Raw genomic sequence first — 25,713 nt, forward strand, 5'->3', positions numbered from 1 at the left:
CAGCCTGATGTGTAGATCCAGAGCAATGCAGGCGTTTCACAGGATGCACAGTTGATGAGTACGTTATTCACCCGCCGCAAAGTGCTGACCGGTATGGGCCTGCTGGGCCTCGGCAGTTTGCTGGGCGGTTGTGACTACAGTCCCAAGCTGAACTTCAAGTACGGCAAGGACCTCAGTGACAAGATCATGGGCCGCACCTTCAAGCTCAAGAACACTGATGGCGAAACCGTCACCCTGAGCTCGTTCCGTGGCCTCATGCCCGTGGTGTTCTTCGGTTTCACCCAGTGCCCGGCCGTGTGCCCGACGACCCTGGCCCGCGCCGCCCAGGCCAAGAAGCTGATGGGCCGCGACGGCGAGATCATGCAAGTGGTGTTTATCACCCTCGACCCCGAGCGCGACACACCGGAACTGCTCGACCGCTACGTCAAGGCCTTCGACCCCAGCTTCGAAGCGCTGTACGGCACCCCGGAAGAAATCGCCGTGGCCGCCAAGGAATTCGGGATCTTTTATGAAAAGATCCCCGCCGGTGACACCTACACCCTGTCCCACACGTCCACCAGTTTCGTCTTCGACACCCGCGGCAATCTGCGCCTGGGCCTGTCGGCATCCCTTACCGCTAAAGAGTGCGCAGAAGACCTGCTCACCGTCATGGAGGTCTGCTAATGACTGCCGTTCAACACCTCAAGCGCATCACCTTCGGCCTGACCCTGCTGGGCCTCGCGGCGCACGCCAGCGCCCAGGTACACGTGAGCGACGCGTGGGTCCGCGCGACCGTGGCGGGCCAACCGTCCAGCGGCGCGTTCATGACCCTCACCGCCGACAGCGACAGCCAATTGCTCAGCGTTGCGTCACCGGTGGCCAAGGACGTGCAGATCCATGAAATGAGCATGAAAGACGACGTGATGCGCATGGGCCCGGTGAAGTCGGTCGCCCTGCCCGCCGGCAAAGCAGTCAAGCTCGACCCGGACGGTTACCACGTAATGCTGATGGGCCTGACCGGCCAGATCAAGGAAGGCGACCAGGTGCCGCTGACCCTGACCGTGGAAAACGCCAAGGGCGAGAAACAGTCGATTGAAGTGAAAGCGCCGGCCCGCGCCTTGAATGACATGGGCGACATGGGCGGCATGGACCACAGCAAGATGCATTGAGCCGCACCCGTCAGCACACGCCCGGCACCGCGCCTGGGCCCTGAATGGTTAGCTCAACAGCGAATTTGCGTACGCCGCAAATTCGCTTTTTTGTGGGCGCTGGGTGGGGTGTTTCGCCAGGGGTGAGGCTCAATCCACAATAAACAGCTTCGCCCCCGTGCGGGTGGAGGAGCGATGCCCTTCCATGTCGTTGCCCACCTGGTAACTCATCCCGGCCGTCAGCGTGAACTGGCGGCCATCCTCCAACTCGGTGTGTAACTCGCCCTCAAGGCACAGCAGGACGTGCCCGCGCCAACACCAGTGGTCGGCCAGGTAGCCGGGGGTGTACTCGACCATGCGCACACGGGTGGTGCCAAACTGGCAAGTGCGCCACACCGCATTGCCGGTAACGCCGGGATGCGTCACGGGGTCGAGGCTGGACCAGTCGGTGATGCCAAACGGGACGGCGGTCAGTTCCATGGTGGGCTCGCAGATCAGTGAACGGGGCCCAACACTATCCACCCGGCAGACGCTGGGGTAGACACAGATCGCGCGCTTTTGCGCGATACAGGCGCCCGTGCTTGTTATGCTGCCCGCCCTGCTCTCATGGACGCGTGCTTATGCAGATCGACCCCGCTTTCATCCTTGCTGAAACCGAGCACTGGTTGCTCAACCATCACCTGGCCTCAAAACTGCCGGGTTACCTGATGCTCGGCGCCAAATCCCCCATCGACAGCCTCGCCGACATGCCCGAGGCCGCACTCGCGGAGCTGGGGGGCTTACTGGCTCGCACTCAACGGGTGATGGAGGCACAGCTGCGGCCGAAATGGCTGTATATCAGCCGCTATGGGCATATGCCGGGCTTTCCACTGCATTTTCATTTCATCCCGGTGTATGACTGGGTGGAGCAGGCGTTTTGGCGGGATCAGCGGTATCGGGTGCTACAGGGTTTTGGCGCACAGGAACAGGCGTTTACCGATGGGGCGGAGTTGACGTTGTTTGTGTGGCGCGAGTTTGGCGAGAGCCTGACGCCGCCAATGATTCAGGGGGCTTCGGTCGAGCAGGTGATTGAGCGGCTGCGTGCGGCCTTCAGCGCCGCGTGAAGAGCAAGTGTGGGAGCTGCCGAGCGTTAGCGAGGCTGCGATAGCGGTGTATCAGGCGACACCTATTTTGACAGTGCCACCGCCATCGCAGCCTCGCCGGGGCTCGATAGCTCCCACAGGGTTCGGCGGTGTTCGTTACACCGCCGACAGCCGCTTTACCATCGGGATGCACGCCAAGGTTAACCCCGACGGCGAGTGATACACCGCCTGCTCATTGCCCACATACCCGCACGCTCTGTAGAAGCTCGCCGCGTTCAACGTGGCGTCCAGCACCACCTGTTCAATCGCTGATGCCCGCGCGAGCTTTTCCAGGTGCTCCAGCATGTGTTTGCCGTACCCACGGCCGGTGAACGCCGGCAGTACAAACAGCGCGCCCACTTCATTGTTGTCGAGGTCGAGCATGCCAGTGGCGACCGGTTCACCCTGTACCCAGCCCAGGTAAAACGGTTTGTCCATCAGCACGCTGTAGCCGTCCTCAGCGCTGCCTCGCGTCCACAGCGCCATTTGCTCAGCGGTGTAGGCGCCGATGCATTGGCTGCGAATGGCTTCGCGGCGGATGTGAAACGCGGCGTTGGCGTCATCAGGGGTGGCCCGTTTGATTTCGAGCATTGCGTGGTCCTTTCATGCGTTTTCATGGCCCTCGCGGGTGAATGAATAACGGTCGATATCCGTTCGTAGCGTCCAGCCCTGGCCTTGCCAATACTGAGCCGCGTGGGTGTTGGTCTTGAACACGTCGAGGTGGCATTTGTGGATGCCCTGCTGCTCCAGCGCGCTGAGGCAACGCTCGACCAGCGTTTGCGCGATGCCCTGACGGCGAAAGCCCGGCAGCACCAGCAAGTGCTGCAAATACCCGCGCCGCCCATCATGGCCGCACATCACACAGCCGATCAACCGGCCTGCGGCTTCGGCGACAAAACTCATCTGCGGGTTACGCGCCAGATAACGCTGCGTGGCCTCGCGGCCGTCGGCATCGCGCAGGGAAATGCCGGGGGTGTTTTGCATCAGTTCGAGCACAGCGTCGTAGTCGGTTGGGGTCATGACGCGGATCGTAGGCATGGCATGAAACCTTGTGGGAGCGGGCTTGCCCGCGATGGCGGTGGGTCAGGGTACAAACGGGGTCAGACCACCCTAATTTTTAGTGCCAAAGCGCGCACGCCTTGGGTAAGACGCTCAATGCGAAAAATGACTCTAAAGGGCTGGCAATAAGCCTGCTCTGCTTTTTCCATACATTCGAGTTTATGAAGAATTGTTTAGGTTGCGCTCGCAGGCCGTGGCTAGGCGAGATTCCTGCTTGGGCAAGCGTTTTTTGAACGAGTGAATTTAATGTCGAAGAATCAGGGTTTTAGAAATCAGCGCGGCACTGAAACAGCACTCAGCGTTGGTTTTTTTATTAGCCCCCTATCATTTTTTCCTAGCGTTCTATTCCAAAAAGGTCTTTGGTCGACAAATTCGGCGCATGTTTTATTTCGCGTAGATGTAACAAGTTGTTTCATTTTTTTGCCGTTTTTCGGTACCGACAAGGGGGGCTTTCTGTCGGCGAACAGGTGAGCTCCGTTCGTTACGACGCGGTGGGTTAAGCCTGGGACATTGATGATTTTGCGTGTGCCTGTTCGGCGCACTGCAAACAAGGGATTTGTACAATTATCGAGGCTCGAACCCATGAATCATGTGATCAATTCCATACTGGAAAATGCATCAACTCGCCCGTCACTGCGCCATACCAACCCCGCGTTACTGCATGACGTTCTATGGCGAGCACTGGAGCACGCACTCAAGGCCAACACAGATGACGCTTCCCAAACTCCGCACACCCGAGCCTGCCTGAGGATCTACGCCGAAATCGATACGCTGTCGTATCTGGACAAGGCTGATGCGAAATTGGCGGCGGCGTTGGGCAAGGCGTTCTTCGAGTCCCGCTCCAGCAAAGACGTCGAGGCGTTCTGGAAGTTGTTGCTGATCAAGCAGCTGCTGTTCGAATTGTCAGTCAGAAGCGTGGCGACCCAGATTGCTTCGCAAGCCAGCCTGCCCCGTCAATTGCTCACGCTCGACTCGCAGTTGATTGCGGCGCCGGCCGGGGTAAATATCAGCCTGGGGCTGCTGTGCAAAGAGACCGACCAGCTCAAGCATTCCGTCGTGCTGGCCTTGCAGAAACTGGCGCAGCACGTCGAAGACCGTGGTCTCAAAAAGCCCCAAGTCACTGCGCAGCTGTTGCTGGAGTTGTACAACGCCGTGTGGTCGGGCAGTAATGGCACCGATATCGAGTCGCAGATTTTTTACGCCGACAGTGTGTATGACGCGCTGCCCGACGTGCATCACGCCCTGGGCCTGGCGACGCAGGAAAAATGGCTGAGCTTGTTTACCTGGTTATACGGCGACAAGGATGGCCGCCCCTATGACACCAACCAGCACACCGAAACCCTGGTCGTGGCGCTGGAAACCGCGCTGCGCAACCGCTACATCGCTGATATCGACAGCCTGATCAAGGCCGGCGGCGCACAGCATCGCCTGGAAGAGATTCGGGCACGCCTGGGCAAGGATCACCCCGCGCGTTTCGAGCAGCCCGCCGAGCTGATCGAGGCACTGGGCAGCATCCGTTTTACCCAGCCGGCGGCCATCGACCGCCTGCTGCTGCGGGTGCATGCGTTTGGCTTTCACTACCTGGATATCGAGTTTCGTGAAAACGCCGAGATGTTCGCCAGCGTGGTCGATGAAATTTTGTCCAGCCAATGGCTGGAATCCATCGGCCTGGGCCAGGGCCTGCACTATCGCGAGCTGGATGAACGTGCGCGTCAAGCTGCGCTTGAGGTCGCGCTGGAAGGCGAGGCGGCCCAGACACCCGCGGCCCTGTGGCAAGGATATCTGCAACGCACCACGCCGATTTATACCAGGAAAGCCCAGCAATACGCCGGCCAGGATTACATTGCGCTGATGGAGCAGGACCCGAGCTATATCCGCATGCACGATGCGCGCAATGCGATTGAGCGGTTTGAAATGCTCGACCGTTATCGCGACAGGATGAAAATCCACGGGATCGCCGAGTACACCTCAGCCCTCAGCACGCTGGAGGTGCTGTTCTTGATGAAGGCGGCCCAAGTGCGCGACGGGATCGACATCGCCCTGCAACCCGAAGACCTCGCCGGTGCCGAGCGCACGCTTGCCACGGTGCATGAGGTGTATGAAAACCCGGTGTACCGTCAGCACCTGGCAACACGCGGCAACCGCCAATACATCACGTTTGGCCCCAGCGACACGGGCAAGCAAGGCGGCAAGGCCATGCACAAACTGAATATGGCGATTGCCAACCAGCACAAGTCGATTGCGGCCCGCTACGGCATCGAAGTGGTCGTCCACGTCATCATGGGTGGCGAACACGCGCGGTGTAACGGGGTGATCGCCGAGACCTTGCAGGAGTTCGGTGCGCTGGAGGGTCCGGAAACCCGGTTCATGCTGGCCGGGTGCGCAGAGATGCGCGCTCATCTGCTGACCCGCAACCAGTCCGTCAACTTTCTCAGCCAGTTGTACCGTATGCACGCCGAGCCCCAGCCACAACCGTCCGAGGTGGTCATTGCCGACAGGATTCAACGTTGGGGGGACGTGGTGCGCCGCTACCAGGCGACGTTCTTCGAGCACCCGGCACTGCCCGCTCTGCTGCGCGACCTGGCGCGATTTGACGTGGTCAGGGCCACCGCCAAGGGCACCCGGCCGCCTTCGCGTATCTTCAACATCAAAGTGTTCGAGTCGCGCCCCGATGCCATTCGTGCGATTCCCTGGACCCGCGCCTTGCTGGCCGGTGGGTTGCACAGCGAACTGATCGGCGTCGGGCAGTTCGCGCAAGAGCCGGCCACGCAGTTGGCGAAGGCCTTCAACGAGGATGAGAGCTTTCACACCTACGTCAAGGGCATGGCCTACGCCATTGCGCGAACCGACCTCAAATGCGCCTGGCTGACCTTAACCGGCAGCATCCCGGAAAAGGCCCACATCCTGGCGCTGGCGCAAGCCTTGAAGACCGAAGCCGTCGGCACGGCCGAGCAACTGCTGGCCAGCCTGCACCTGGAAGTCATTGAAGGTAAGCGCTTTGTCCACAAAGCCAGCACCGGCACCGAGCCGGCGGACCCGTGGAAAATCAAGGAAAGCAGCTTGCTCAATCTGTGGCCGAGCCTCAAGGCAGAGGTCTACCGCAAGGAAAAGAACCTGCGAATCTATCGGTTGTTTCTTATCTACGCCAAGCGCAATCCCGAGTTCATCCAGTGTTCATCGCTGAATGATTTCTACAGCGGGTTCCTCGCGGCCGTGAGTACCGACGCGGGCCTGGTCGATCCCGCAAGCGCGCACCATTTCACCTGGTGATTAACCCCGATACCCAGGGCAACCTGGGTATCGGCAGGCGCTACCCTTCAAGAGGATCAACTGTATGGCATTTACCACCCTGATACTCGATGCCCCCGGGCCGCCGTTACTGTTTGAGGAAGTCGATCGCTTTCTTGAACTGGGCCTGGTCGTCACCCTCAACCTGCACTACTTCGCCGACAAAGACCGCATCCGGCAGCACTACGCCACGCGCATTCACTATGCCGAGATCAACTGCCATGACGAGCCTGCCTTTATTGCCGCGGTGACTCAGGCCGGGGGGTATAGCGTGTTCAAGACGCGCCTGAACATCCCCTTCGGCGCCAGCCTGATCCGCGCCGCCACCTCGCCCGCGCTAGCCACACCCCTGCGCGCCATTGCCCAGGCCGGCACCGGGGTTAACCATATTGATCGGCTGGCGTGCGAGCAGTGTGGCGTGGCGATACTCAACACGCCAGGTTCCAACGCGGCCGCTGTTGCCGAATACGTCGTGGCCCAGGCGCTGTTTCTGTCGCGCGACCTGGATGACTACAACACCGAAACGCACAACGGCCATTGGGCAAAAGGCAGCTTGGCACCTGCCCGCGAATACGCCGAACTGACGCTTGGGCTGGTGGGCACCGGCAGCATTGCCCGGCAGGTGGCGCGCAAGGCTGCGGCGCTGGGCATCAAGGTGATCGCCACCGGGTCCGAGCGGTTTACCGAACCGGTGGCGCGCAGCCTTGAGCTTGAACGACGAGCAAGCCTGGAACAGTTACTGGCCGAGGCAGACCTCGTCTCGATCCACGTACCGCTCACCCCGCAGACCCGCGGCTTGTTCGGCACTGCCGAGTTCCGGCAGATGCGCCAGGGTTCAATCCTCATCAATACCGCTCGCGGCGGGATCGTCGACGAGCACCAGTTGGCAGCCTTCATGCGCCAGTTTCCCAGGCACATCAAAGCGGTCGCCATCGATACCTTTGCCCTGGAAAAAGACCGGTTCGACTCGCCACTGACCGGCATTCCCAACGCGCAACTGACGCCACACATCGCCGGCAATACCACCACGGCAATCAGGACGGCGTCGCGCCAGATCGTCGACAAGATCCACGCACTCCGTGCCGCCGCCAGCGCGCGTTAACCTACCGGACACAAGGAAGGCCACATCATGCAAACCTCTATTTTTACCCGTCTCAACGCCCTGAGTTGCACCGACCTCAGCGATGCGATGGACCGCCTGAAAATCGTTTGCCAGTGCACCGGCATCATGCCTCTGGACCGCTCGTTCAACCTCACAGGCAAAGCCTGGACCCTGCGCTACGGCCCTACTGGCCTGGACGGCGGCTCGGTGGGTGACTACATCGACGAGCTTGAGGCCGGCCAGGTGGTAGTGATCGACAACCAGGCGCGGCTCGACACCACCGTGTGGGGCGACTTGCTGACCTCCACCGCCGCCCGCAAGCAGTTGGCCGGAACGGTGATTGACGGTATCTGCCGCGATGTCGACCGTGCGCTGGCGCTTAACTACCCAATCTTTGCCCGGGGTAACTGGATGCGCACCGGCAAGGATCGCGTGCGTGTCGAAGCGATCCAGGCGCCCGTTACGCTGGGCGGCGTGCGGGTACAACCCGATGATTGGTTGCGCGGCGACGGTGATGGCCTGGTAGTGATTCCGGCCGGTTCACTGAGCGAAGTGCTGGCGGTGGCCGAAGAAATCCACCAGGCCGAAGCGCATATTCGTGCGGCTATCGAGGCTGGCGTTCCTTTACGCAAAGCCCGCGCCGATTACGGCTACCACGCCTTGCAGACCCCACGCCGCTGACGGGCCGACGACTGAAGCCGCAGCGGGTGCGGCTTCAGTTGATGCCGGTGCTGTTTATGCTCAGCGTAATCAGCCACAACGCCCTCAACCTGTAAGGCGCGGCACTGTCGATCATCACCCTGGTGCAGACTTTCGCGTATCGCTGGATTCCGACCGCCAAAGCCGCGCGGTGATCTCCATCCTCGTACTCGCCGCCTGCGCGATTGCAGCCGTGTTCGCCGGCAAAGACTTCATCGGCCACTTCGTCGACATGGTGCTGGCATATGCAGTGGGGATTGCGGTGCAGACTGCGTTTATGAACACGCCGCTGTGTGTGGGGCCGATTTCCGAACACCTTAACGGGGCGGATTTGTCTTGGGTGGTGACGTCGCCGTTGTATTTTTGGTTGGCGAGTCGGGGTAGTGCTTAAAAGCGACGGATGGATGGGGGAAGTTGGTGGGTGGGGTTTGAGTGAACCGACTGTAGTGTTTTGAGACGGATGGGTGGAACCATCCATATCGTGGCTTTGCGGCTGGGGTGTGGGTGGTTTTTTTGTTTTTGGTGGCTAGGCTGCGGAATTAAATGCCCTTCGGAGACATATTTGTGTTGCGTCTGACCGACCAAAATAAGGTGCTGTGACAAAAACTCACAGAGATTCGACCCTTAGGTAGCGTGGTCGGGTCAGCGGGCAGCAGTTGCAAAGCCGCGGATGAATCGGTCTGCTTTCGGCCCAGAGTGTGTAAAAACGCTTCGCCAAAATTGAAGTGTGCGCGTCTACGTTAAATCTGAAATTTATCGGCACGTCTGCAGATGTGGATTTCGCTTAGAAACGCGATTTCCAGTCCGGTTTTTAGCACTTGGCGCGCGCAAAAACGTTTTTACACAGCCTCGGCCAAAAGCGGTCACTCAGAATGCTACAGCTGCCGCCCCGCTATCCGTTACCACGGTCTACTGTATATTTCGGTTCAGATGGAAATGTTGCGAGAGGATTGAAGCGTGGTAGCAATACGAGAATGGTTAGCTCGACTGCAAAATCATCAGGCACCCGTCACGCAATGGGCGGCTCAGCGTCGTGACGAAGCTGCGCATTTGCTCGGCAATGCAGAGGAGAGTGGAGACTGGATAGCGCTGACTACACACTACAACGGCTTCATTCGCGAAGTCGCCGTCAGGGCGCTACGTGACCAACCCTCTCCCGAAGCATTAGCAGCATTGATAGAGCGGTTGAACGATTGGGTGCCACAAATTCGCGATCTGGCAACGGAAAGTCTAAATCATTACCTATCGCCCTCCCATGTTCAGGCCTTGTTGTTCGCGCTCGAACCCCTCATGGCGCTGGCTTCGCGTCACCGTGCAGACCACGGCCCCACGCTGACGGCAGTGCGCAACATCCTTCAGGCGGCCGAGGTTCACTCTGATGTCTACGCAAACTTCCTGGCGCGACAAGGCAGCGCGGCACGCTACCTGTTTAAATTGTTGCTGGAAAAAGATATCGATAAACAGACGCTTCTGCGAGACGCGCTGGCCCATCGAGAATTAACTGTACGCGTGGCAGGCGTGGCTGCTTGCCAGGCGTTGCCAGATGCCCAAGCACTGCAATTGCTACGAGAAGCCCTTCCACGTCCAGGGGCGAAGGTACGAGTCTGCGTAATGCGTGCCCTGTTACCGTTGCTGGAAAATCCACAACCGTTGTTGTGCGCGGCTTTGCTGGATGATTCGCGGTCCATCCGCTGTCTGGCGCGCTGGGTCGCACCGAAGCACGGGATCGATGCTCGGGCCATATTGGCAGGACGACTGACGGAAGGCTTCCCCAAAGCAAAGCGCGGTTGGCTAGGTATCCTCGCCCTGGCAGCAGAGCTTGATGTCGAACTCGAACAACGCTGGTTGATAGCAGCTGCACGATCCAATTATCCCACCGTGCGACGAGCCGCTATGGGTCAGCTGGGCGAGGGACTATCGGTTGAGCTGCTTGCGGCACTCGAAGATCCGTCGGATACCGTATTTCTTGCAGCTGTCGCCCAACTGAACAAACAATCGTGGGCTTTATTGCATACCGGGCTGGACGCCAAACTAGACAGGGATTGGCATGCACTATCCGATAAACGCCGATATGCCCTCATGCGACTGCGTCCGAAATGGCAACAAGTAGCTTACCTGCTGGCACGGTTGACTACAGAGCCCAGTGCACAAGTGTTTTGGGCAGAAAAGGTCAACCTGTGGTGCGAAGAGCAATATCAAATTGTCGATCCGGCCACGTCCAGATCCGAGCGAGGGAAACTGATTGAGCAGCTCCGAAGCCTGGCATCGCAAGGACTTATCAGCAGCACCAATTTCGCACGAATCTCGAAATGATGGCGTATGTGTGACATAGAGCAAGCGGCACCATCCGGCCCAGAGTGTGTAAAAACGCTTCGCCAAAATTGAAGTGTGCGCGTCTACGTTAAATCTGAAATTTATCGGCACGTCTGCAGATGTGGATTTCGCTTAGAAACGCGATTTCCAGTCCGGTTTTTAGCACTTGGCGCGCGCAAAAACGTTTTTACACAGCCTCGGCCATAAGCGGACGGTTATGTAGGGCTCAGCAGGACTCACTGGTGGCTTGGAGGTAACTACAAAACTAGGGGCGATTCACCGACCAGCGCAAGTGCCATTCCGCTTCATCCGTGTTCACGCATGCCCCCAAGCACATCGGCACGAACCCCATCTTGCGGTAGAAGGCAAGTGCGCGAGGATTCTTCGCATAGACGCTCAGTTCCAAATAGCTCCGGCGGCGCTGCGCAAATCTCACCAGTTGTTCGCCCAAGCACTGCCTCTGCCTTGATGCTGTCACAAACAGTGCCGACAGCTCGTCACCATGCAGTGCCACAAACGCCAATAGATGACCGCTCTCCTCCAGCAACCAAACTTCACACTCAGGAAAATATTCGTGGCACATGGTGTCGTACTCGGCGCGCCAATACTCGTCAGCCACGAAGCTGTGAGCTTGTAAGCTGGTCTGCAACCACAAATCACTTATCGTCGGCATATCCGCGCTTTTCGCGCGCCGGATCGTTTGGCATTTCGATTGAATAGGCTCTGTCATATACATTTTTCGCCGAAAGGGTCGCTGTAAATCGCGGCAGTCACTCTATGTAGCTTTCTCCCCGCGTTCGTTTCCTTGATGGATAGTAGATTCAAAGGGTGGGTTTGAGTCGCTATTGGTTTTGTGGACATTCGATGACCACTATTGGCCGATTGCTGCCCGTCACAAACGGCAAAAATCGGCCAGAAGCAGACAAAACCGTGGCAAATGGATGGCATGGGCCGCTATGCTGAGTCTTTGCAAAGTACTGAGCTTGCCGTCACCAATAAGAATGTCAGTAATCAGGATAGTCACATGCATCACATCATCGGTTTATACACCTCGAAGAAAACAGAGCAACTGTGGCGGCTAGAGTCTCAAGACCAAATTGTTTTCAGATCTGATTGCTTTCATTCCCTTGGTTATTTTTACCTGATAGCTCCTGCTTTTGAACAATATGCTCAAAGAGATGCAAGGGTAAGCATTACGTCAATGAACGTAAGATTTTGCCTCAGAGGTGACGATCTAAATAACGCGGTGGAAATTTTGAATAATTTCGAAATGGCGCTATATCAGCGACCCACAAGCTGGCGGGAATATCTAGGTGAAATTCAGTACCCCAGGCAACCACGGCGGCCAATTCAACCGCTGTTATTCAGGGAGCGACTATCTCGACTCGTCCACAAGCTGCGAGCGTTAGTGCTTAAAGCTCAAGCCCAGGATGCAGGCCTTGTGTATGGGAACGGGGTCTGTTACCGCTCTCTGCGCGGTATAAAATTGCCGTCCGGTACTGTTGTGTATTCTTAGATCCTGGTTAACGGTACAAGCCTTTCTTTTTGCTTGGGACGTGATAGAGCTCGCCCTTCAATCAAACCAGAATATTTACTACGAAAAATTATATGAAAAAGCTAAGTAACGATTTCAGTGGGGCACTCCGAACATTTGCATACTTCATGGCAAGTGGAACCCACTACATGCTAAAAAACGTGGAGTACCTAGACGTTTATGGCTCAGAACCAAGTGCAATTGAGATGGTGTTCGCAATATTTGCGAACGTGATAGAAATGGACAGTGAAGGGAATGTGCTCAATTTCACCCACGCCCAAAAGAGAGCGACTGACTACCTAAGGTCCTACTGCGACTCATCTTTCAAAGTGACGCCACCTCTTGAAGACTGGGAAACCGAACTTTATGGGCCGCCCCCACTCGGACGCTAAGAGCGGGCTTTAATCTGTTGCGAAAAAAACACATATTGGAAATTTCTCCCTCTTTACTGAACGACCGCTCTTGGCCGTTTGCTGCCACTCACGTTGCACGGTTCCCAGCTATCTGCGGCCCGTTACGCCAGGCTGTGATCGGCCATTGTCTACCAGTCGCGTATGCAAACTGCCTGGTAAACACGATGCAAATGACTGATTAGTTCGAATGCAAATAGATGAGCAGGCATGTGAACCCAACCAAACCCTCCTAAAAATCAGTCAGAAACATCTCACAAAGCCGAAAGACGCATCCACTTTGCCAAACCCTCCTCAAGCACGTATCGCCTTTAAACATGCGGCCTGGAATGCTTAAACGCAGATTCAACCAGGCTCCCAAAAGAGTCGCCGTTTCCGCAAACCATCCCAGCAACCGCACAGCCCACCGTTGCCTCGCCAAAATCAGCCCTCTATAGTCCGTTCCGTCGTCAGCTTGATCGACGATGGGATTCGCAGCCCTAAAAAGGAATTACACCAAAAACCGTTAAGCCCGACAGAGCCGATTACCGGTGATGTCTTGTTCTACGGCTGTTAGCTATTTTTCTTTCTTAGGGATTTCTACCTTGAAAATTCAACACCCGCCCCGCCGCTTCACTCCCATGTCCCAAACCGCAACCGAATACCCTGTCCTCCTCATCGACAGCGACGCCCCGCTCAGCGAGCTTCACGCTTGCGCCAGCGAACGTCTCAACGCCGCCCTCGCCTACCTGCACCTGATGGCGTGCTCCAATGTCTCCGACTATGCCGAGCACGACATCAATACGGTCGCCAATACCGCTCGAATCATGGTGCAGGATGTGGCGGATGTGTTTACGGTGATGGAGCGGCGCGGGTTTGATGTGGCTGCTGTGAGTTGATGTGATGTGAGCTGTGTGGAAACCCGCTTTGGCGGGTTTTCTGGTTTTTGGTGAACTTAAACAGGGCTACTGATCCGGCTTTGAGAGTGCCTGTACCGCCGCCTTCGCAGCCTCGCCGGGGCTCTACAGCTCCCACCGTTTGATCTTTGTTCGACGCTGCCGGTGCGGCGATGGCGAGTGTTTGGGCGTGCCGCTATGATGTGGCCTTTCGTTTAACGCCCCAGGAAACGCCCATGCCCGCCCTCACCTTCCGCAACGCCCGCCCCGACGATGCCGGCCGTTGCTTTGACATCGAAATCAGCGCTTACGAAGGCGATGAAGCCGCGACGCTGGAAAAGATCGCCACGCGCATTGCGCAGTACCCCGAGGGCTTTTTGATTCTGGAGGCGGATGGTGCGGTGGTGGGTTTTATCAACGGCGGCTGCGCGCATCAGGTGGTGATGTCGGATGAGGCGTTCAAGGAGTTGGTGGGGCATGCGGCCGAGGCGCCGAATGTGGTGATTATGTCGGTGGTGGTTGACCCGGCGCAGCAGGGCAAGGGTTATTCCAGGCTGCTGATGACTGAGTTTGTGCAGCGCATGCAGGCGATGGGCAAGCAGACGATTCATTTGATGTGCAAGGAGCAACATGTGCCGTTGTACACGCGCATGGGCTACACCTATGTGCAGCCTTCGCCGTCGGAACATGGCGGGATGGCGTGGCATGAGATGGTGATGGCGCTTTAACCGAGGAAGCGTTCTGTGATGACGGCAGCGCAGATTGAAATCAGCGACCAACCCCACCCCGATGCCGAGCGCCTGCTCGGCAACGGCCTGGCTGCGTTCAATGCAGCCATCACCGGTTGCAACGATCGCCGGCCGCTGACGGTGCTGCTCAAAGACCCTGACACCCGGCAGATTCTCGGCGGCATTACCGGCAAAACGTCCCTGGGCATGGCCTTTCTTGACCTGTTCCACCTGCCCGACGCCCTGCGCGGTTCGGGCCTGGGCAGCCAATTGCTGCAGGCCTTTGAACACGAGGCGCGGCGGCGCGGTTGCCGCAACGCGGTGCTGTACACCCTGAGCTTTCAGGCGCCAGGCTTTTATGAGAAACACGGCTGGCTGCGGTTTGGCGAAATACCCTGTGAACCCGAAGGCAGCAGCCGGGTGTTTTTGTCTAAAGTGCTTTGATCAACGGCCATGGCGATGCAGCACCGGGCTGTGTAATGATCCCTGCTCGTTCCTCAAGGGATGGGGCCACCGCCATGACGCTGAACACCTCCGCTCACCCCGCGCAAGCGCCGCGCTTCTGGCGTGACGAGCGCTTGCCGTTCATTGAGGCGCGCACCATCGCCGACGGGCGCAAGGTGACGTATACCCGCCACTCCCACGAGCACTTTTCCATCGGCGCGATCACCACCGGGCGCAGTTATTACCACTACGGCGCGCAGACGTTTGAGATCAGCGCCGGCACGGTGGTGTTGATGAACCCGGGCGATGTGCATGCGTGCAACCCGATCTACGACCAGCCGTGGTCGTATCACATGCTGTACCTCGACACGCCGTGGCTGACTGACCTGCAATACCAGCTGGGTTTCAGTACCGACCAGGGTTATCGGCCGTTCAACACGCCGCACACCCGCGACAGCGTGCTGTACAACGGTTTGATCGAGCTCTACGCACTGCTGTTGGATGAGCAGGCCGAGTTGCTGCAAAAGCAAAGCGCGCTGGTGAGTTATTTCACCGAGGTGCAGCAGCGTTTGAACCCTTCGCTGACGCCGGTGCGGGAGGTCAACCACAAGCTGGAGCGCGCCGCCGAGTACATCCGCGCGCACTGCACCGAGGCGTTGAAGCTGGAAGATATTTGCCTGGCGGCCGAGTTGTCGCCGTCCTACCTGATCCGCGCGTTCAAACAGTATTACGGGCTCACGCCGCATGCGTTTCTGGTCAACCGGCGCATTCAGTTTGCGCGCACCCAGTTGCGCAACGGCGCGTTGATCGCAGACGTGGCGCTGGCGGCCGGTTTTGCCGACCAGGCGCATTTCCAACGCACCTTCAAACAGCATTTCGCCGCCACGCCCGGGCAGTACCGCGACTTGCTCAAGCCATCAGCAAATAACCCACACTGGCCACCAGCAACGCGGCCATTGAGCGGTTGAACAGGCGCACGCCGTGGGGGTTGCTCAGGTAGCGCCGCAGGAAGGTGCCGGCATACGCCCAGCACGCCACCGACAGGTAGCAGATCACCAGGTACAGCGCCGCGAACAGCCAGACTTGGCGCGCATCGCCATCGGCCACAAACAAGCCCATGCCCGCCACGCACGCCAGCCACGCCTTGGGGTTGAGCCATTGCATGATGGCGCCGTAGAGCATCGACGGCGCAGTGGCGGTGCCCTCGGCGTCGAGCCGGCCATCGTCCACCGCGAGTTTCCAGGCCATGTACAGCAAGAAGGCCACCCCGCCCCACTGGATCAACTGGGTGAGGAGCGGCCAGCGCACCAGCACTTCATGCAGGCCCAGGCCGATCAGCACCAACAGCAAGGTGAAGCCGACAGCGGCGCCGACTACGTGTTTCTGGCTGGCAACAAAGCCAAAGCGCGCGCCGGCGCTGAGCGCGACCACATTGACCGGGCCCGGTGTGATGGAGGTGGCCAGGGCGAAGGCCGCCATGGAAATGATCAAGCTCATTGCAGTTCCTTTTGATGATGCCGCGTGAAGATGGCATCACGGTAAAGGGCTGAGCGCGCGGGGTATTGAAGAAAATGCCCCTGGGTTCGTGGGCACGTTCCGTTCAGGCGGGTAGCTGGGTGAAGATGTCTTCGAGGCCCAGCACGCGGCCGTCTTCGGACAGGACCTCGACTTTGCGCAGCGGCTTGAGCGCCTGCGCATCCAGCAAACGGGTGCTGCCAGCCGCCGGCTCGGTGAAGGCTTCGCCCCATTGGGCCAGCGTCACCAGTACCGGCATCAGCGCGCGGCCTTTGTCGGTGAGTTGATATTCACTGCGCGCGCCAATTTCGCTGGTGTGCAGCAGGCCTTGCTCGACCATGTCCTTGAGGCGGGTGGCGAGGATGTTTTTCGCCACGCCCAGGTGCTTCTGGAAATCCCCGAAGCGCGTCACGCCAGCGTATGCGTCGCGAATGATCAACAGGGTCCACCAGTCGCCCACCACATCCAGCGCACGAGCAACCGGGCAGCAGTCGCCTTCCAGGCATTTGCGTTTCATCGTCGGGCCTCCCGTTAGTCAGAACTATTAGGTTGCATTATAGGACCAACAGGCTCAGGATAAAAACGGTTTCATCATTAAACCTAATTCGTTGCCTGGAGTTCATCATGGATATTCGTGGAAAAGTCGTACTGGTCACCGGCGCCAACCGTGGCCTGGGCAAAGCATTCGTCACCGCGCTGCTGGCAGCCGGCGCCGCCAAGGTGTACGCCGGTGCGCGCGACCCGGCCAGTGTCGATATTCCCGGCAGCACGCCGGTCGCGCTGGACATTACCGACCCGGCCAGCGTGCAGCGCGCCGCCGAGCAGTGCACTGATGTGAGTGTGTTGATCAACAACGCGGGCTGGCTCAAATACGGCTCGTTGCTGGCCGCAGACAGTGTTGAGAACCTGCAGCAACACTTTGACGTGAACACCTTCGGCACCCTGCGCGTGAGCCGCGCCTTCGCGCCGATCCTGGCCAAGCACGGCGGCGGCGCGCTGATTAATATCCTCTCGGTCTTGAGCTGGCTGAGCCCGCCCGGCACCGGCGGCTACAGCACCTCGAAAGCCGCCCAGTGGGGCCTGACCAACGGCCTGCGCGGCGAGCTGCGCGAACAGAACACCCTGGTGATCGGCGTGCACCCGGCCTACATCGATACCGACATGGTCGCCGAGGTGCAGGCACCGAAGAGCACGCCTCAGGAAGTGGTCGCCATCACCCTCAAAGCCCTGAGCGAAGACCGCGAGGAGGCCTTGATTTCCGACATGACTCACGCGGTAAAAGCCTCACTGTCGACCGACAGCCCGGTTTACCTCGCTCAGTGATCAACGAACCGTGCGCGCCCACCGCGGCGCGCACGTCAGTGATCCGCACGACGTTCGGGTTTTCCCGCAATGACCGGCTACAGCCCGCGATTGCGCAGCCACTGCAAAAAGCCTTTCTTGACCGGCACCGCCGGCGTTTCCCGGGTCAGGGCCTGCGCCGTGTGCACACGAAAATCCAGCAGCGCCTTCATGGCTTCGCTGATGTCATGCCGCGCATCCAGGCAAGGTTTGAGGTATTCCCTTTCGATGCGGTACAGCGTGCAGAAGGTCTTGGCCGAGAAATCCGCCAGCGTCGCCTCCTCCGACAAAATCCCCGCCTCGCCAATCACCTCGCCCGGCCCCATGCGCCCGGCTTCGAACTTGTGGCCACCCTTGACCAACATCACCGAGACCACGCCGGACTCGACGATGAACAAATGGTCGCTGACCTCGCCCGCCGGCAAGATCATCTCGCCAGCGCGGTAGGTGTGCAGGGTCATGTTCTGGCTGAAGGTGTCTTTCTCTTCCTGGCGCAGGGTGGAGAAAATCGACGAGCGCTCCAGCAAGGCCCGCGCAGCGGACATCGCCGGTGGCGCGCTGCTTTCGGTGGCGGACAACAGGCCTACGCCCGCCGCTTGCAGGTGCCGGAACGCCAAATCGTAAAGCTGGTTGCGTACTTCGCGTTTGAGGCCCATGGCCGGTACAAACCCACTGATCTCATAGTCGACGCCGCCACTGGCCGAGGTTTTGAACGCCACGCTGGGCGCGGGTTTGGCCAGCAGGGGTCGGCAACCTTGCATGGCGCGCTCCAGCGCCTCGATCACGGTTTGCGGGCGCGCATGGGGGCTGACTTGCAGGCTCACCGCCAGGCCGAACATGTCCGCCGGGCGTGAGAAGTTGATGATCTTGGCTTTGGCCGCCAGCGAGTTGGGGATTACCGCCATGCTGCCCTGGGAAGTCTCCAGGCGTGTGGCGCGCCAGTCGATGTCGGTGACGCGGCCTTCGGTGCCGTCGATAGAAATCCAGTCATCGACCTGATAGGGCTTGGTGGTGTTGAGGACGATCCCGGAAAACACATCGCTCAAGGTGCTTTGCAACGCCAGGCCGACGATGATCGCCACGGCGCCGGAGGTGGCGAGCACGCCCTTGACGGGCAGGTCGAGCACATAAGCCATGGCGGCAATGATCGCGATCAGGAAAATCACTGCGCCGATCAGGTCCTGCAACAACCGCCCGCCGTGCCCGACCCGATTCATCATCACCGTGCCGAGCAACACCGTGAGGGTGCGCGCAGCGAACAGCCACCAGCCGATCTGCAACCCCGTGGCGGCCAGGTGCAAGGCGGTGTTGTCGGCATACGGCGCGAGTTGCATGGGGTTCATGCCGTCGTTGAACAACACGGCGCTGTAAACGGCAAAAATCGCCAAGCGCGCTGCGAGTTTCCAGTTGGCGAGGTTGGCGGAAATAAGGCGCCACACAGCGATATCGATAAAGATCAGCGCCACGGCGCACAACATCGGGTGATCAGCGATAAATGAGGGCATCCAGGCGACTCCAGGGCGAATGCCCAGAAGATCGCATGAAACAGGAACGCTGGAAAACAAAATGTGGGAGCTGGCTTGCCTGCGATAGCATCACCTCGGTGCAACGGATACACCGAGGTGCCTGCATCGCAGGCAAGCCCGCTGCCACAGGGGTATTGCGCCCGGCAATCAGCCCGCCATCTGCCCGAAACGCCCCGACTGGAAGTCGGCAAACGCCTGATGGATTTCCTGCTCGGTGTTCATCACGAACGGGCCGTGGCCGACGATAGGCTCGTCAATCGGCTCGCCGCTGAGCAGCAACACTTTAGCGTCATCGTTGGCCTCCAGCGTGAGCTGATCACCCTCGCGCTCGAACAACGCCAATTGTCCTTGGCGCGCCACTTCTTCGCCATTGACCAGCACCGTGCCGCGCAGAATCACCAGCGCAGTATTGCGCCCGGCGTGCAGGTCCAGCGTCACCGCTTTACCGGCATTCAGGCGCACGTCCCACACGTCAATTGGCGTAAAGGTGCGCGCAGGGCCATGAGTACCGGCGAATTCACCGGCGATCAGGCGCAGTTGCCCGGCGTCGTTGGCCAGCGGCAGCACAGGGATGTCACCGTCGACAATGGTCTGGTAACCGGCGTCGGCCATTTTGTCCTTGGCTGGCAGGTTGACCCACAGCTGCACCATTTCCAACGCCCCGCCGCTACGGGCAAAGGCTTCGGAATGGAACTCTTCATGGATGATGCCTTTCGCGGCCGTCATCCATTGCACATCGCCGGGGCCGATCTTGCCACCGGCGCCGGTGGAATCCCGGTGCTCGACTTCGCCGTCATACACGATGGTCACGGTTTCAAAGCCGCGATGCGGGTGTTGGCCGACGCCGCGACGTTGATCGGTGGGCGTGAAATCGGCGGGACCAGCGTGGTCCAGCAACAGGAATGGGCTGATGTGCTTGCCCATCGAGTCGTAGGAAAACAGCGTGCGCACCGGGAAGCCGTCGCCGACCCAATGGGCGCGAGGGCTGGTGTAGATGCCGATGAGTTTTTTCATGGTGTACCTCCAAAGTACGACCACCATAAGGCTGCTGGCGTTTGAGCACTAGCCGGCAAACGTGGCCTTATTCGTTCTATACATAGGACAGTGCTTTGTCCGCGGGCTGGCGCCGAAGCCTTGCCGTATAAGGGCGGCAAGGCCTTGACTGACAGCGTTGACCCGCTGCGCTATGCCGTCTGGTGTTTGGGCAGAAGAGGACAAAAGCCGTTGAAACTTCCCACGTAACAGCCGGACAAGCTCTACAGATCTCTCCTTAAAACCTCTGCAAAGTCCTTCGCCTGACTCAACAGTGCGAGGGATTGCGGATGGTTTTCTTTGTTAGGGCGCCGGGTGACGGTGCCTACCCATGATTCCGGTCATTGCCAGGTTTGTCCTGGCCCCCATGGATGCCAAAGCACCGGATGTTGAAAGCGTCTTCCGTGATTTTCGAGAGTGCCTGAACACTTTTGACCAATGGGCCGAGAGCTTCTGGAGTGGTTCGGCGCTGGAAGTGGAGCAGGTGTTCAAGGTTGGAGAAGACGTCGCACTGGTGGCGCCGGTCTCTTCCAAAGCGCCAAGCCCCACAGTTGCGATGTGCAAGGCCCAGGGTTCCTTGACCCTGGTGCATATGTTCGAAAGCACGCAGTTCGTGCCGATCGGCAATACGCCGGTGATGCTGCAAGCCATTGCCGTAGATGGCAGCCCGACAGGGCCGCCCATCCATCACACCATCGGCCCCAGCGGCATTCTTGAAGTCAGAGAATGCACACGTGATCAGCGATACCAAATTACGTTTTACCCCAACGTTTCCAAAGATCACGTCAAGGCGTTGTATGCGTCTTATCAGTCGGTGATTGCGGGGTTGGAAGTTCGCCCCCGCGATGAGTGGACGAAGACCTCAAGCGCCCAATGGACCGACTTTGCAAACGCCACGCCTATTGAGCGTAGCGCGATGCAAGGCGTGGCATTTGCCAGTGGAATCAGCCAAGCGTTCTACAACCTGTGGGACAACTTTACGCAACTGTATGACCTGCTGGCGGATATCAGAACCAACAGCCAAAAGTTGCTGCAATACATCTCCCAAACCGAACTTGACGATCTGCTGAAACTGGGCAAGGACGCCATTGCGCAGGGTCTGCTGGTACTCAGCGACGAACCGCTGTTGTTCATCTATCTGTCAGCCATGGTCGGCTGGATACGCATGCTTCCACCGCCAGACATGTATGAGCTGCTGGGAGAGGTCACCGGCGAAGTATTGATCAACTTGTTTCTGATCTGGGCGACCCGGGGTATGGGCGTGCAACTTCGGCTGGGTGCTCAGGTATTGGGCCCTATCAAATCAAGACGGGTGCGCAACTGGTTGCAGACGCTGGCGGGTCAGTTGGTGGGGCCGATATTGGAGCCGCATCTGGCAGCGGTTAAGCCCTTGATGCTCGGTGGCCCTGCCACACAGATCAAGACCGTGCCGGTTGCGCCGTTGAAGGCGGGGGAGCAGTTGGTTTCCAACCCGGTGCCGGCGGTTCGTAAGAAGACCCAGCAGACGACATTGGTGCGCCAGGAACCTGTCGACGATGTGCCGGCTGCGGGTAAGAACCCGAACGGCGATGCGGCCGCCCCGGCGGACAAGACGGCCACCAACGGTTGCCCGGTGTCGATGGTGACCGGCGAGGAATTGCTGACCCTCACCGACGGTGTGCTGGACGGGGTATTGCCGTTTGAGTGGACACGGTTGTATCGCACCAGTGCGGTGGATGTGGATTGCGGGCTGGGGTTTGGCTGGAGTCATGCGCTGGCCCAGCGGTTGGTGGTTACGGGCGATTCGGTGGTGTGGACGGATCATGAAAACCGCTCGACCGCCCTGCCCCTGCCTACAGTGGCTCGACCGGCGATTACCAACAGCCTGGCCGAAGCGGCGATTTATCTGGGGGCTTTGCCCGATGAACTGGTGCTGGCTCAGGCGTCACGTTTCTACCATTTCCGCGACGGTTTACTCACAGCCATCAGCGATGCGTATGACAACCGCCTGCGGGTTGTTCGAGATCGTTTGGGGCGAATCGAACGGCTGGATAACGGTGCGGGCCGCTCGCTGTTTTTGCGCTATGCGTTCGGCCGCATCGCGGCGGTGGACTACCAGGTTCATCGCGCCAAAGGGCCTGAACCCTTTGAATGGGTGACTGAACAGAACGTCGTTTCTTACGCCTACGATGACCTTGGCCGACTGGTGTCGGCGACTAATGCCGTCGGTGAAAGCGAGGTTTATCGGTACGACGATCAGCACGTCATTCTGGAGCGGCAGCTGGCCGGCGGGGCGAGCTTCTTCTGGGCGTGGGAACGGGCTGGCAAGGCGGCACGCTGCATCCGGCACTGGGCCAGTTTTTCGCAGATGGACACGCAGTATGCGTGGGATGACAACGGCCGGGTCACGGTTCACAACGCTGATGGCAGTCGCGAAGTTTACGTGCATGACCAGCGCGCGCGGCTGGTGCAGCGTATTGATCCCGACGGCGCCGAGCACTTCAAGTCCTATGACGACAAAGGCCGGCTGACGGTCGAGCAAGACCCGTTGGGCGCGGTGACGGCGTATCAGTACGACGACGCCGGACGGTTGGTGGCGTTGTTTCCTGGGGAGGATGAACCGACTTCCTACGAGCACGATAACGGGTTCGTACGGGTTGTACGGCGTGGTGAGGCGGTCTGGAAGTATGAGCGCAACGACCAGGGCGACGTCATTCGCAAGACTGATCCCGACGGGAATGTCACGGACTGCAGCTACGACAAATACGGGCAACTGAGCGGGATTTGGTATCCGGATAACAGCTGTCACCGGCTGGTCTGGAATGAACGCGGTCAGTTGCTTGAGGAGCAACTGCCGAATGGCGCTATCAAACGCTATCGCTATGACGCTCTTGGGCGGAAAGTTGCGCACGAGGATGAACAGGGTGCGCTGACGCAGTATCAGTGGGACGCCGCCGGGCGTCTGCTGAAACTGACTCGGCACGATGGAGCTACGCGGGAATACAGCTACAACCCCTACGGAAAAATCACCGCCGAACGCGATGAACGGGGCCACGTCACTCGCTACGAATACGCCGACGGCCTGCACCTGATCAGCCGCCGCATCCATGCCGATGGCACTCAGGTCAACTACCGCTACGACAACGTACGGTTGCTGCTGACCGCCATCGAAAACGAAGTCGGCGAAACCTACCAGCTCGCTTACCACCCCAATGGCCTGATCCAGCAGGAAATCGGTTTTGATGGCCAGCGCACCGCCTACGTTTACGACCTCAACGGTAACCTGGCGGAAAAGACCGAATATGGCGATGACGGCAGTCAGCTAATCACCCGCTACGAGCGAGACCACGCCGGCCGCCTCGTACGAAAAACCCTGCCCGACGGCAACCTTGTTGATTATGCCTACGACCGCCAGGGCAACCTCCTCAGCGTTGACGACGGCCACTGGGCGCTGGCCTACGAATACGACCCACAAAACCGCCTCACCGCCGAACACCAGGGCTGGGGCACCTTGCGCTATGGCTACGACGCCTGCGGCCAGCTGCAAAACCTGCGTCTGCCGGACAACAACCGCCTCACCTTCAACCACGACAAAGGCGGCCACCTTGCCAGCGTCGAACTGAATGGTGAAACACTCACTTCTCACCTGTTCAAAGCCGGTCGCGAACACCAGCGCCAACAAGGCCAGCTCCTCAGCCACTACCACTACGACGAACAAAACCGCCTGCACGCCCACGCCGTCAGCCAACAGCAACACACCCTCTACCAGCGCCAATACGACTACGACAACACCGGCAACCTCACCCGCCTGCTCGACACCCGTAAAGGCCAACACGACTACCACTACGATCCCCTCGCCCGTCTGACTCGGGCCGATCACTCGCAAGACGTGCAAGAACGCTTCGGCCACGACCCGGCGGGCAACCTGCTGATGCAGGATCGACCCGGCCCGGACATCGTGGCCGGCAACCGCCTGATGATCCAGGGCGATCATCATTACGACTATGACGCCTTTGGCAACCTGATCCGCCAAAGGCGCGGTAAGGGTCACCAACTCGTCACTGAATACCGCTACGACAGCCAGCACCGGTTGATAGGCATCACCCAGCCCAATGGGCAAACAGCCAGCTATCGCTATGACCCGTTTGGGCGACGGGTCAGCAAAACCGTAGACGACATCACCACAGAGTTTTTCTGGCAAGGCGACAAGCTGATTGCCGAGCATCACGCAGATCGTCATCGCAGTTACCTCTACGAACCGGACAGCTTCCGCCCGCTGGCACTGCTGGAAGGCTTTGGCCCTAAAGACACCCAGCCCTTCCACTACCAACTCGACCACCTCGGAACACCGCAGGAGCTTACAGACCCAGACGGTGAAATCGTCTGGTCGGCGCACTACCGCGCCTACGGCGAGATTGCCCGCCTCGACGTCAGCAAAATCGACAACCCGCTGCGCTTCCAAGGCCAATACTTCGACCCGGAAAGCGGGCTGCACTACAACCGCCACCGGTACTACAATCCGGATATTGGTCGCTACCTGACGCCTGACCCGGTGAAGCTGGCGGGTGGGATTAACGCGTACCAGTACGTGCCCAACCCAACCGGATGGGTAGACCCGCTGGGATTCGCATGCGTCGCAGGAAGTTGCCCTCGTAACCAAGAGCAACAACCACATCAAACTAGCGAGTCCACGCAATCATCCACGTATGAACAAGCATTGAATAAGGCCTTGAAATGGTTGCTAAAAAATGACTTTCGCGCAGAAAAACCAACGCAGGGAAAATTCGGCCCTCGAAAAGGAGAACCGATCGGTATGCAAACAGCCGATGGCAAAACTGGCTATCGCGTTGAACACGACGAAAGAAATGGCGCTCACATAAACGTGTGGTCAGGTAAACAAAAAGGGCCGCATTATCTTTTCGATGGCAGCCAGAAACTCGTACTCAAACTAACCAGAAGATTTGAAAAGAAATGAACTACTTTGACGAAGAGCTAATTAAAGACCTCAAAAAATTAAATATAACCTTCAGCATTCTTTCTGAGGCTGAGCATAATGCGATAGTCAACAACATCAATGAGACGATGCCATTCTCGGGAAGCCAAATTGCATGGAGCAAACTAAAAAACAGCATAAACTTTGGGTTTGAAGCGTCAAATCTAGCCATATCGTTACTAACCGAAGAAATCAACAAAAAGACCAATAGAAAGCTTTACTTTGTAGGTGACGCATGCTCCGAGGGCTATTCAATAGATCCTGAAAAATTGGGCGAGGTGCTAAAGATTCTCTCCGAATTACCTCAGCACACTTACATTATTCCGGAGCCGATGACCTGGATCGCCTGCCTTTCATTTGAGGGTCATATTGATTTCGCAGCTATTCACGCATAGAGACTGCCTTGGACATAAATCTATTTAAATTCGGCCTTTACATAGCGAGCTTTACATACTGAAATCTCCCTTTGGATACATTCCTTTCAAACCTATGATCTCGTTTAACGACGCTTTCAATATGCGGCCTTGAAGAAATCAAAGGTGAAGCGTTGTGGAACTACGACCCAAAAAAATAAAAAAGACAGAGAAAAATCGTCGTTCTTTTTGTTTTGAAAGACCCTATATACCT

23 protein-coding genes and 1 pseudogene are annotated in these 25,713 nt (G+C 58.5%); 16 read left to right on the top strand and 8 right to left on the bottom strand.

Annotated features, from left to right (window positions below; translation table 11 throughout):
- The first annotated feature begins 54 nt into the window (after positions 1-54).
- Both JFT85_RS05110 and JFT85_RS05115 read left to right on the top strand, forming a co-directional pair.
- Positions 55-663, top strand: a complete 609-nt coding sequence (locus JFT85_RS05110; protein ID WP_053255622.1) for an SCO family protein — start codon at positions 55-57, stop codon at positions 661-663.
- The gene (locus JFT85_RS05115) at positions 663-1,148 is read left to right on the top strand and encodes a copper chaperone PCu(A)C (RefSeq protein WP_053255621.1); all 486 of its coding nucleotides are present in this window, start codon (positions 663-665) and stop codon (positions 1,146-1,148) included. The genes JFT85_RS05110 and JFT85_RS05115 overlap by 1 nt, the downstream gene beginning before the upstream one ends.
- A 129-nt stretch (positions 1,149-1,277) precedes the next feature.
- Here the strand turns inward: JFT85_RS05115 and JFT85_RS05120 are convergent, their stop codons facing one another.
- A complete protein-coding gene (locus tag JFT85_RS05120) occupies positions 1,278-1,607 on the bottom strand; it encodes a DHCW motif cupin fold protein (protein WP_053255620.1) in 330 nt (109 codons plus the stop codon).
- 140 nt (positions 1,608-1,747) lie between these two features.
- Here JFT85_RS05120 and JFT85_RS05125 point away from each other — a divergent pair, with 140 nt between their 5' ends.
- Positions 1,748-2,230, top strand: a complete 483-nt coding sequence (locus JFT85_RS05125; RefSeq protein WP_201229365.1) for an HIT family protein — start codon at positions 1,748-1,750, stop codon at positions 2,228-2,230.
- Positions 2,231-2,365: 135 nt separating this feature from the next.
- Here the strand turns inward: JFT85_RS05125 and JFT85_RS05130 are convergent, their stop codons facing one another.
- Both JFT85_RS05130 and JFT85_RS05135 read right to left on the bottom strand, forming a co-directional pair.
- A complete protein-coding gene (locus JFT85_RS05130; protein WP_201229366.1) occupies positions 2,366-2,839 on the bottom strand; it encodes a GNAT family N-acetyltransferase in 474 nt (157 codons plus the stop codon).
- Between the two features lie 12 nt (positions 2,840-2,851).
- Positions 2,852-3,286 (bottom strand): GNAT family N-acetyltransferase, encoded by a 435-nt coding sequence (locus tag JFT85_RS05135; protein ID WP_078828058.1) that lies wholly within the window; start codon positions 3,284-3,286, stop codon positions 2,852-2,854.
- Between the two features lie 603 nt (positions 3,287-3,889).
- Here JFT85_RS05135 and JFT85_RS05140 point away from each other — a divergent pair.
- From JFT85_RS05140 to JFT85_RS05160, 5 genes and pseudogenes are all read left to right on the top strand, one after another.
- Positions 3,890-6,577 (top strand): phosphoenolpyruvate carboxylase, encoded by a 2,688-nt coding sequence (locus tag JFT85_RS05140; protein WP_201229367.1) that lies wholly within the window; start codon positions 3,890-3,892, stop codon positions 6,575-6,577.
- Between the two features lie 64 nt (positions 6,578-6,641).
- Positions 6,642-7,697 (top strand): NAD(P)-dependent oxidoreductase, encoded by a 1,056-nt coding sequence (locus tag JFT85_RS05145; RefSeq protein ID WP_201229368.1) that lies wholly within the window; start codon positions 6,642-6,644, stop codon positions 7,695-7,697.
- Positions 7,698-7,724: 27 nt separating this feature from the next.
- On the top strand, positions 7,725-8,378 hold the full coding sequence (locus JFT85_RS05150; RefSeq protein ID WP_201229369.1) for an RraA family protein: 654 nt from the start codon (positions 7,725-7,727) through the stop codon (positions 8,376-8,378).
- Between the two features lie 38 nt (positions 8,379-8,416).
- Positions 8,417-8,787: pseudogene (locus tag JFT85_RS05155) on the top strand (cytosine permease); the annotation flags it as partial.
- A 566-nt stretch (positions 8,788-9,353) separates the two neighbouring features.
- On the top strand, positions 9,354-10,709 hold the full coding sequence (locus tag JFT85_RS05160) for a PBS lyase (protein WP_201229370.1): 1,356 nt from the start codon (positions 9,354-9,356) through the stop codon (positions 10,707-10,709).
- Positions 10,710-10,974: 265 nt separating this feature from the next.
- Here JFT85_RS05160 and JFT85_RS05165 read toward each other — a convergent pair whose 3' ends face one another.
- Entirely contained in the window at positions 10,975-11,439 is a 465-nt protein-coding gene (locus JFT85_RS05165) for a GNAT family N-acetyltransferase (RefSeq protein WP_169875120.1), read from the bottom strand.
- A gap of 878 nt (positions 11,440-12,317) precedes the next feature.
- Here JFT85_RS05165 and JFT85_RS28660 point away from each other — a divergent pair.
- The 5 genes from JFT85_RS28660 (at position 12,318) to JFT85_RS05185 (ending at position 15,668) form a co-directional block, all read left to right on the top strand.
- On the top strand, positions 12,318-12,635 hold the full coding sequence (locus JFT85_RS28660) for a DUF7677 family protein (protein WP_073638595.1): 318 nt from the start codon (positions 12,318-12,320) through the stop codon (positions 12,633-12,635).
- 638 nt (positions 12,636-13,273) lie between these two features.
- The gene (locus tag JFT85_RS05170; protein WP_053255609.1) at positions 13,274-13,531 is read left to right on the top strand and encodes a hypothetical protein; all 258 of its coding nucleotides are present in this window, start codon (positions 13,274-13,276) and stop codon (positions 13,529-13,531) included.
- Between the two features lie 233 nt (positions 13,532-13,764).
- Positions 13,765-14,256, top strand: coding sequence for a GNAT family N-acetyltransferase (locus JFT85_RS05175; RefSeq protein WP_069552312.1), 492 nt, complete (start codon positions 13,765-13,767; stop codon positions 14,254-14,256).
- 18 nt (positions 14,257-14,274) lie between these two features.
- Positions 14,275-14,700 (top strand): GNAT family N-acetyltransferase, encoded by a 426-nt coding sequence (locus JFT85_RS05180; protein ID WP_169876725.1) that lies wholly within the window; start codon positions 14,275-14,277, stop codon positions 14,698-14,700.
- Between the two features lie 74 nt (positions 14,701-14,774).
- A complete protein-coding gene (locus JFT85_RS05185) occupies positions 14,775-15,668 on the top strand; it encodes an AraC family transcriptional regulator (RefSeq protein ID WP_078828050.1) in 894 nt (297 codons plus the stop codon).
- Here JFT85_RS05185 and JFT85_RS05190 read toward each other — a convergent pair.
- Positions 15,610-16,197: a LysE family translocator gene (locus JFT85_RS05190; RefSeq protein WP_053255605.1), complete on the bottom strand. Its 588-nt coding sequence runs from the start codon at positions 16,195-16,197 to the stop codon at positions 15,610-15,612. The two genes, JFT85_RS05185 and JFT85_RS05190, sit on opposite strands and share 59 nt — an antisense overlap.
- A 103-nt stretch (positions 16,198-16,300) precedes the next feature.
- Positions 16,301-16,732 (bottom strand): winged helix-turn-helix transcriptional regulator, encoded by a 432-nt coding sequence (locus tag JFT85_RS05195; protein WP_053255604.1) that lies wholly within the window; start codon positions 16,730-16,732, stop codon positions 16,301-16,303.
- 107 nt (positions 16,733-16,839) lie between these two features.
- On the opposite strand from JFT85_RS05195, the gene JFT85_RS05200 reads away from it, so the two are divergent.
- Entirely contained in the window at positions 16,840-17,538 is a 699-nt protein-coding gene (locus JFT85_RS05200) for an SDR family oxidoreductase (RefSeq protein WP_053255603.1), read from the top strand.
- A 77-nt stretch (positions 17,539-17,615) separates the two neighbouring features.
- Here the strand turns inward: JFT85_RS05200 and JFT85_RS05205 are convergent, their stop codons facing one another.
- Together JFT85_RS05205 and JFT85_RS05210 are read right to left on the bottom strand one after the other, a co-directional pair.
- Positions 17,616-19,061 carry a mechanosensitive ion channel family protein gene (locus JFT85_RS05205; protein WP_187602528.1) on the bottom strand — a complete coding sequence of 482 codons (1,446 nt, stop codon included), beginning with the start codon at positions 19,059-19,061 and terminating at the stop codon, positions 17,616-17,618.
- Between the two features lie 168 nt (positions 19,062-19,229).
- On the bottom strand, positions 19,230-20,096 hold the full coding sequence (locus tag JFT85_RS05210; protein WP_053255601.1) for a pirin family protein: 867 nt from the start codon (positions 20,094-20,096) through the stop codon (positions 19,230-19,232).
- A 349-nt stretch (positions 20,097-20,445) separates the two neighbouring features.
- On the opposite strand from JFT85_RS05210, the gene JFT85_RS05215 reads away from it, so the two are divergent.
- On the top strand, positions 20,446-25,068 hold the full coding sequence (locus tag JFT85_RS05215) for an RHS repeat-associated core domain-containing protein (RefSeq protein ID WP_201229378.1): 4,623 nt from the start codon (positions 20,446-20,448) through the stop codon (positions 25,066-25,068).
- Positions 25,065-25,481, top strand: coding sequence for a hypothetical protein (locus JFT85_RS05220; protein ID WP_201229380.1), 417 nt, complete (start codon positions 25,065-25,067; stop codon positions 25,479-25,481). Before JFT85_RS05215 ends, JFT85_RS05220 begins: the two co-directional genes overlap by 4 nt.
- Positions 25,482-25,713 lie beyond the last annotated feature (232 nt).

It is taken from the genome of Pseudomonas sp. TH04, from assembly GCF_016651355.1.
Taxonomy (GTDB): Bacteria; Pseudomonadota; Gammaproteobacteria; order Pseudomonadales; family Pseudomonadaceae; genus Aquipseudomonas; species Aquipseudomonas fluorescens.

Excerpts from the sequence above, each read along its gene's own strand:
- JFT85_RS05110 (WP_053255622.1), top strand. The coding sequence starts at position 55 with ATGAGTACGTTATTCACCCGCCGCAAAGTGCTGACCGGTATGGGCCTG.
- JFT85_RS05115 (WP_053255621.1), top strand. The coding sequence starts at position 663 with ATGACTGCCGTTCAACACCTCAAGCGCATCACCTTCGGCCTGACCCTG.
- JFT85_RS05120 (WP_053255620.1), bottom strand. The coding sequence starts at position 1,607 with ATGGAACTGACCGCCGTCCCGTTTGGCATCACCGACTGGTCCAGCCTC.
- JFT85_RS05125 (WP_201229365.1), top strand. The coding sequence starts at position 1,748 with ATGCAGATCGACCCCGCTTTCATCCTTGCTGAAACCGAGCACTGGTTG.
- JFT85_RS05130 (WP_201229366.1), bottom strand. The coding sequence starts at position 2,839 with ATGCTCGAAATCAAACGGGCCACCCCTGATGACGCCAACGCCGCGTTT.
- JFT85_RS05135 (WP_078828058.1), bottom strand. The coding sequence starts at position 3,286 with ATGCCTACGATCCGCGTCATGACCCCAACCGACTACGACGCTGTGCTC.
- JFT85_RS05140 (WP_201229367.1), top strand. The coding sequence starts at position 3,890 with ATGAATCATGTGATCAATTCCATACTGGAAAATGCATCAACTCGCCCG.
- JFT85_RS05145 (WP_201229368.1), top strand. The coding sequence starts at position 6,642 with ATGGCATTTACCACCCTGATACTCGATGCCCCCGGGCCGCCGTTACTG.
- JFT85_RS05150 (WP_201229369.1), top strand. The coding sequence starts at position 7,725 with ATGCAAACCTCTATTTTTACCCGTCTCAACGCCCTGAGTTGCACCGAC.
- JFT85_RS05165 (WP_169875120.1), bottom strand. The coding sequence starts at position 11,439 with ATGACAGAGCCTATTCAATCGAAATGCCAAACGATCCGGCGCGCGAAA.
- JFT85_RS28660 (WP_073638595.1), top strand. The coding sequence starts at position 12,318 with ATGAAAAAGCTAAGTAACGATTTCAGTGGGGCACTCCGAACATTTGCA.
- JFT85_RS05170 (WP_053255609.1), top strand. The coding sequence starts at position 13,274 with ATGTCCCAAACCGCAACCGAATACCCTGTCCTCCTCATCGACAGCGAC.
- JFT85_RS05175 (WP_069552312.1), top strand. The coding sequence starts at position 13,765 with ATGCCCGCCCTCACCTTCCGCAACGCCCGCCCCGACGATGCCGGCCGT.
- JFT85_RS05180 (WP_169876725.1), top strand. The coding sequence starts at position 14,275 with ATGACGGCAGCGCAGATTGAAATCAGCGACCAACCCCACCCCGATGCC.
- JFT85_RS05185 (WP_078828050.1), top strand. The coding sequence starts at position 14,775 with ATGACGCTGAACACCTCCGCTCACCCCGCGCAAGCGCCGCGCTTCTGG.
- JFT85_RS05190 (WP_053255605.1), bottom strand. The coding sequence starts at position 16,197 with ATGAGCTTGATCATTTCCATGGCGGCCTTCGCCCTGGCCACCTCCATC.
- JFT85_RS05195 (WP_053255604.1), bottom strand. The coding sequence starts at position 16,732 with ATGAAACGCAAATGCCTGGAAGGCGACTGCTGCCCGGTTGCTCGTGCG.
- JFT85_RS05200 (WP_053255603.1), top strand. The coding sequence starts at position 16,840 with ATGGATATTCGTGGAAAAGTCGTACTGGTCACCGGCGCCAACCGTGGC.
- JFT85_RS05205 (WP_187602528.1), bottom strand. The coding sequence starts at position 19,061 with ATGCCCTCATTTATCGCTGATCACCCGATGTTGTGCGCCGTGGCGCTG.
- JFT85_RS05210 (WP_053255601.1), bottom strand. The coding sequence starts at position 20,096 with ATGAAAAAACTCATCGGCATCTACACCAGCCCTCGCGCCCATTGGGTC.
- JFT85_RS05215 (WP_201229378.1), top strand. The coding sequence starts at position 20,446 with ATGATTCCGGTCATTGCCAGGTTTGTCCTGGCCCCCATGGATGCCAAA.
- JFT85_RS05220 (WP_201229380.1), top strand. The coding sequence starts at position 25,065 with ATGAACTACTTTGACGAAGAGCTAATTAAAGACCTCAAAAAATTAAAT.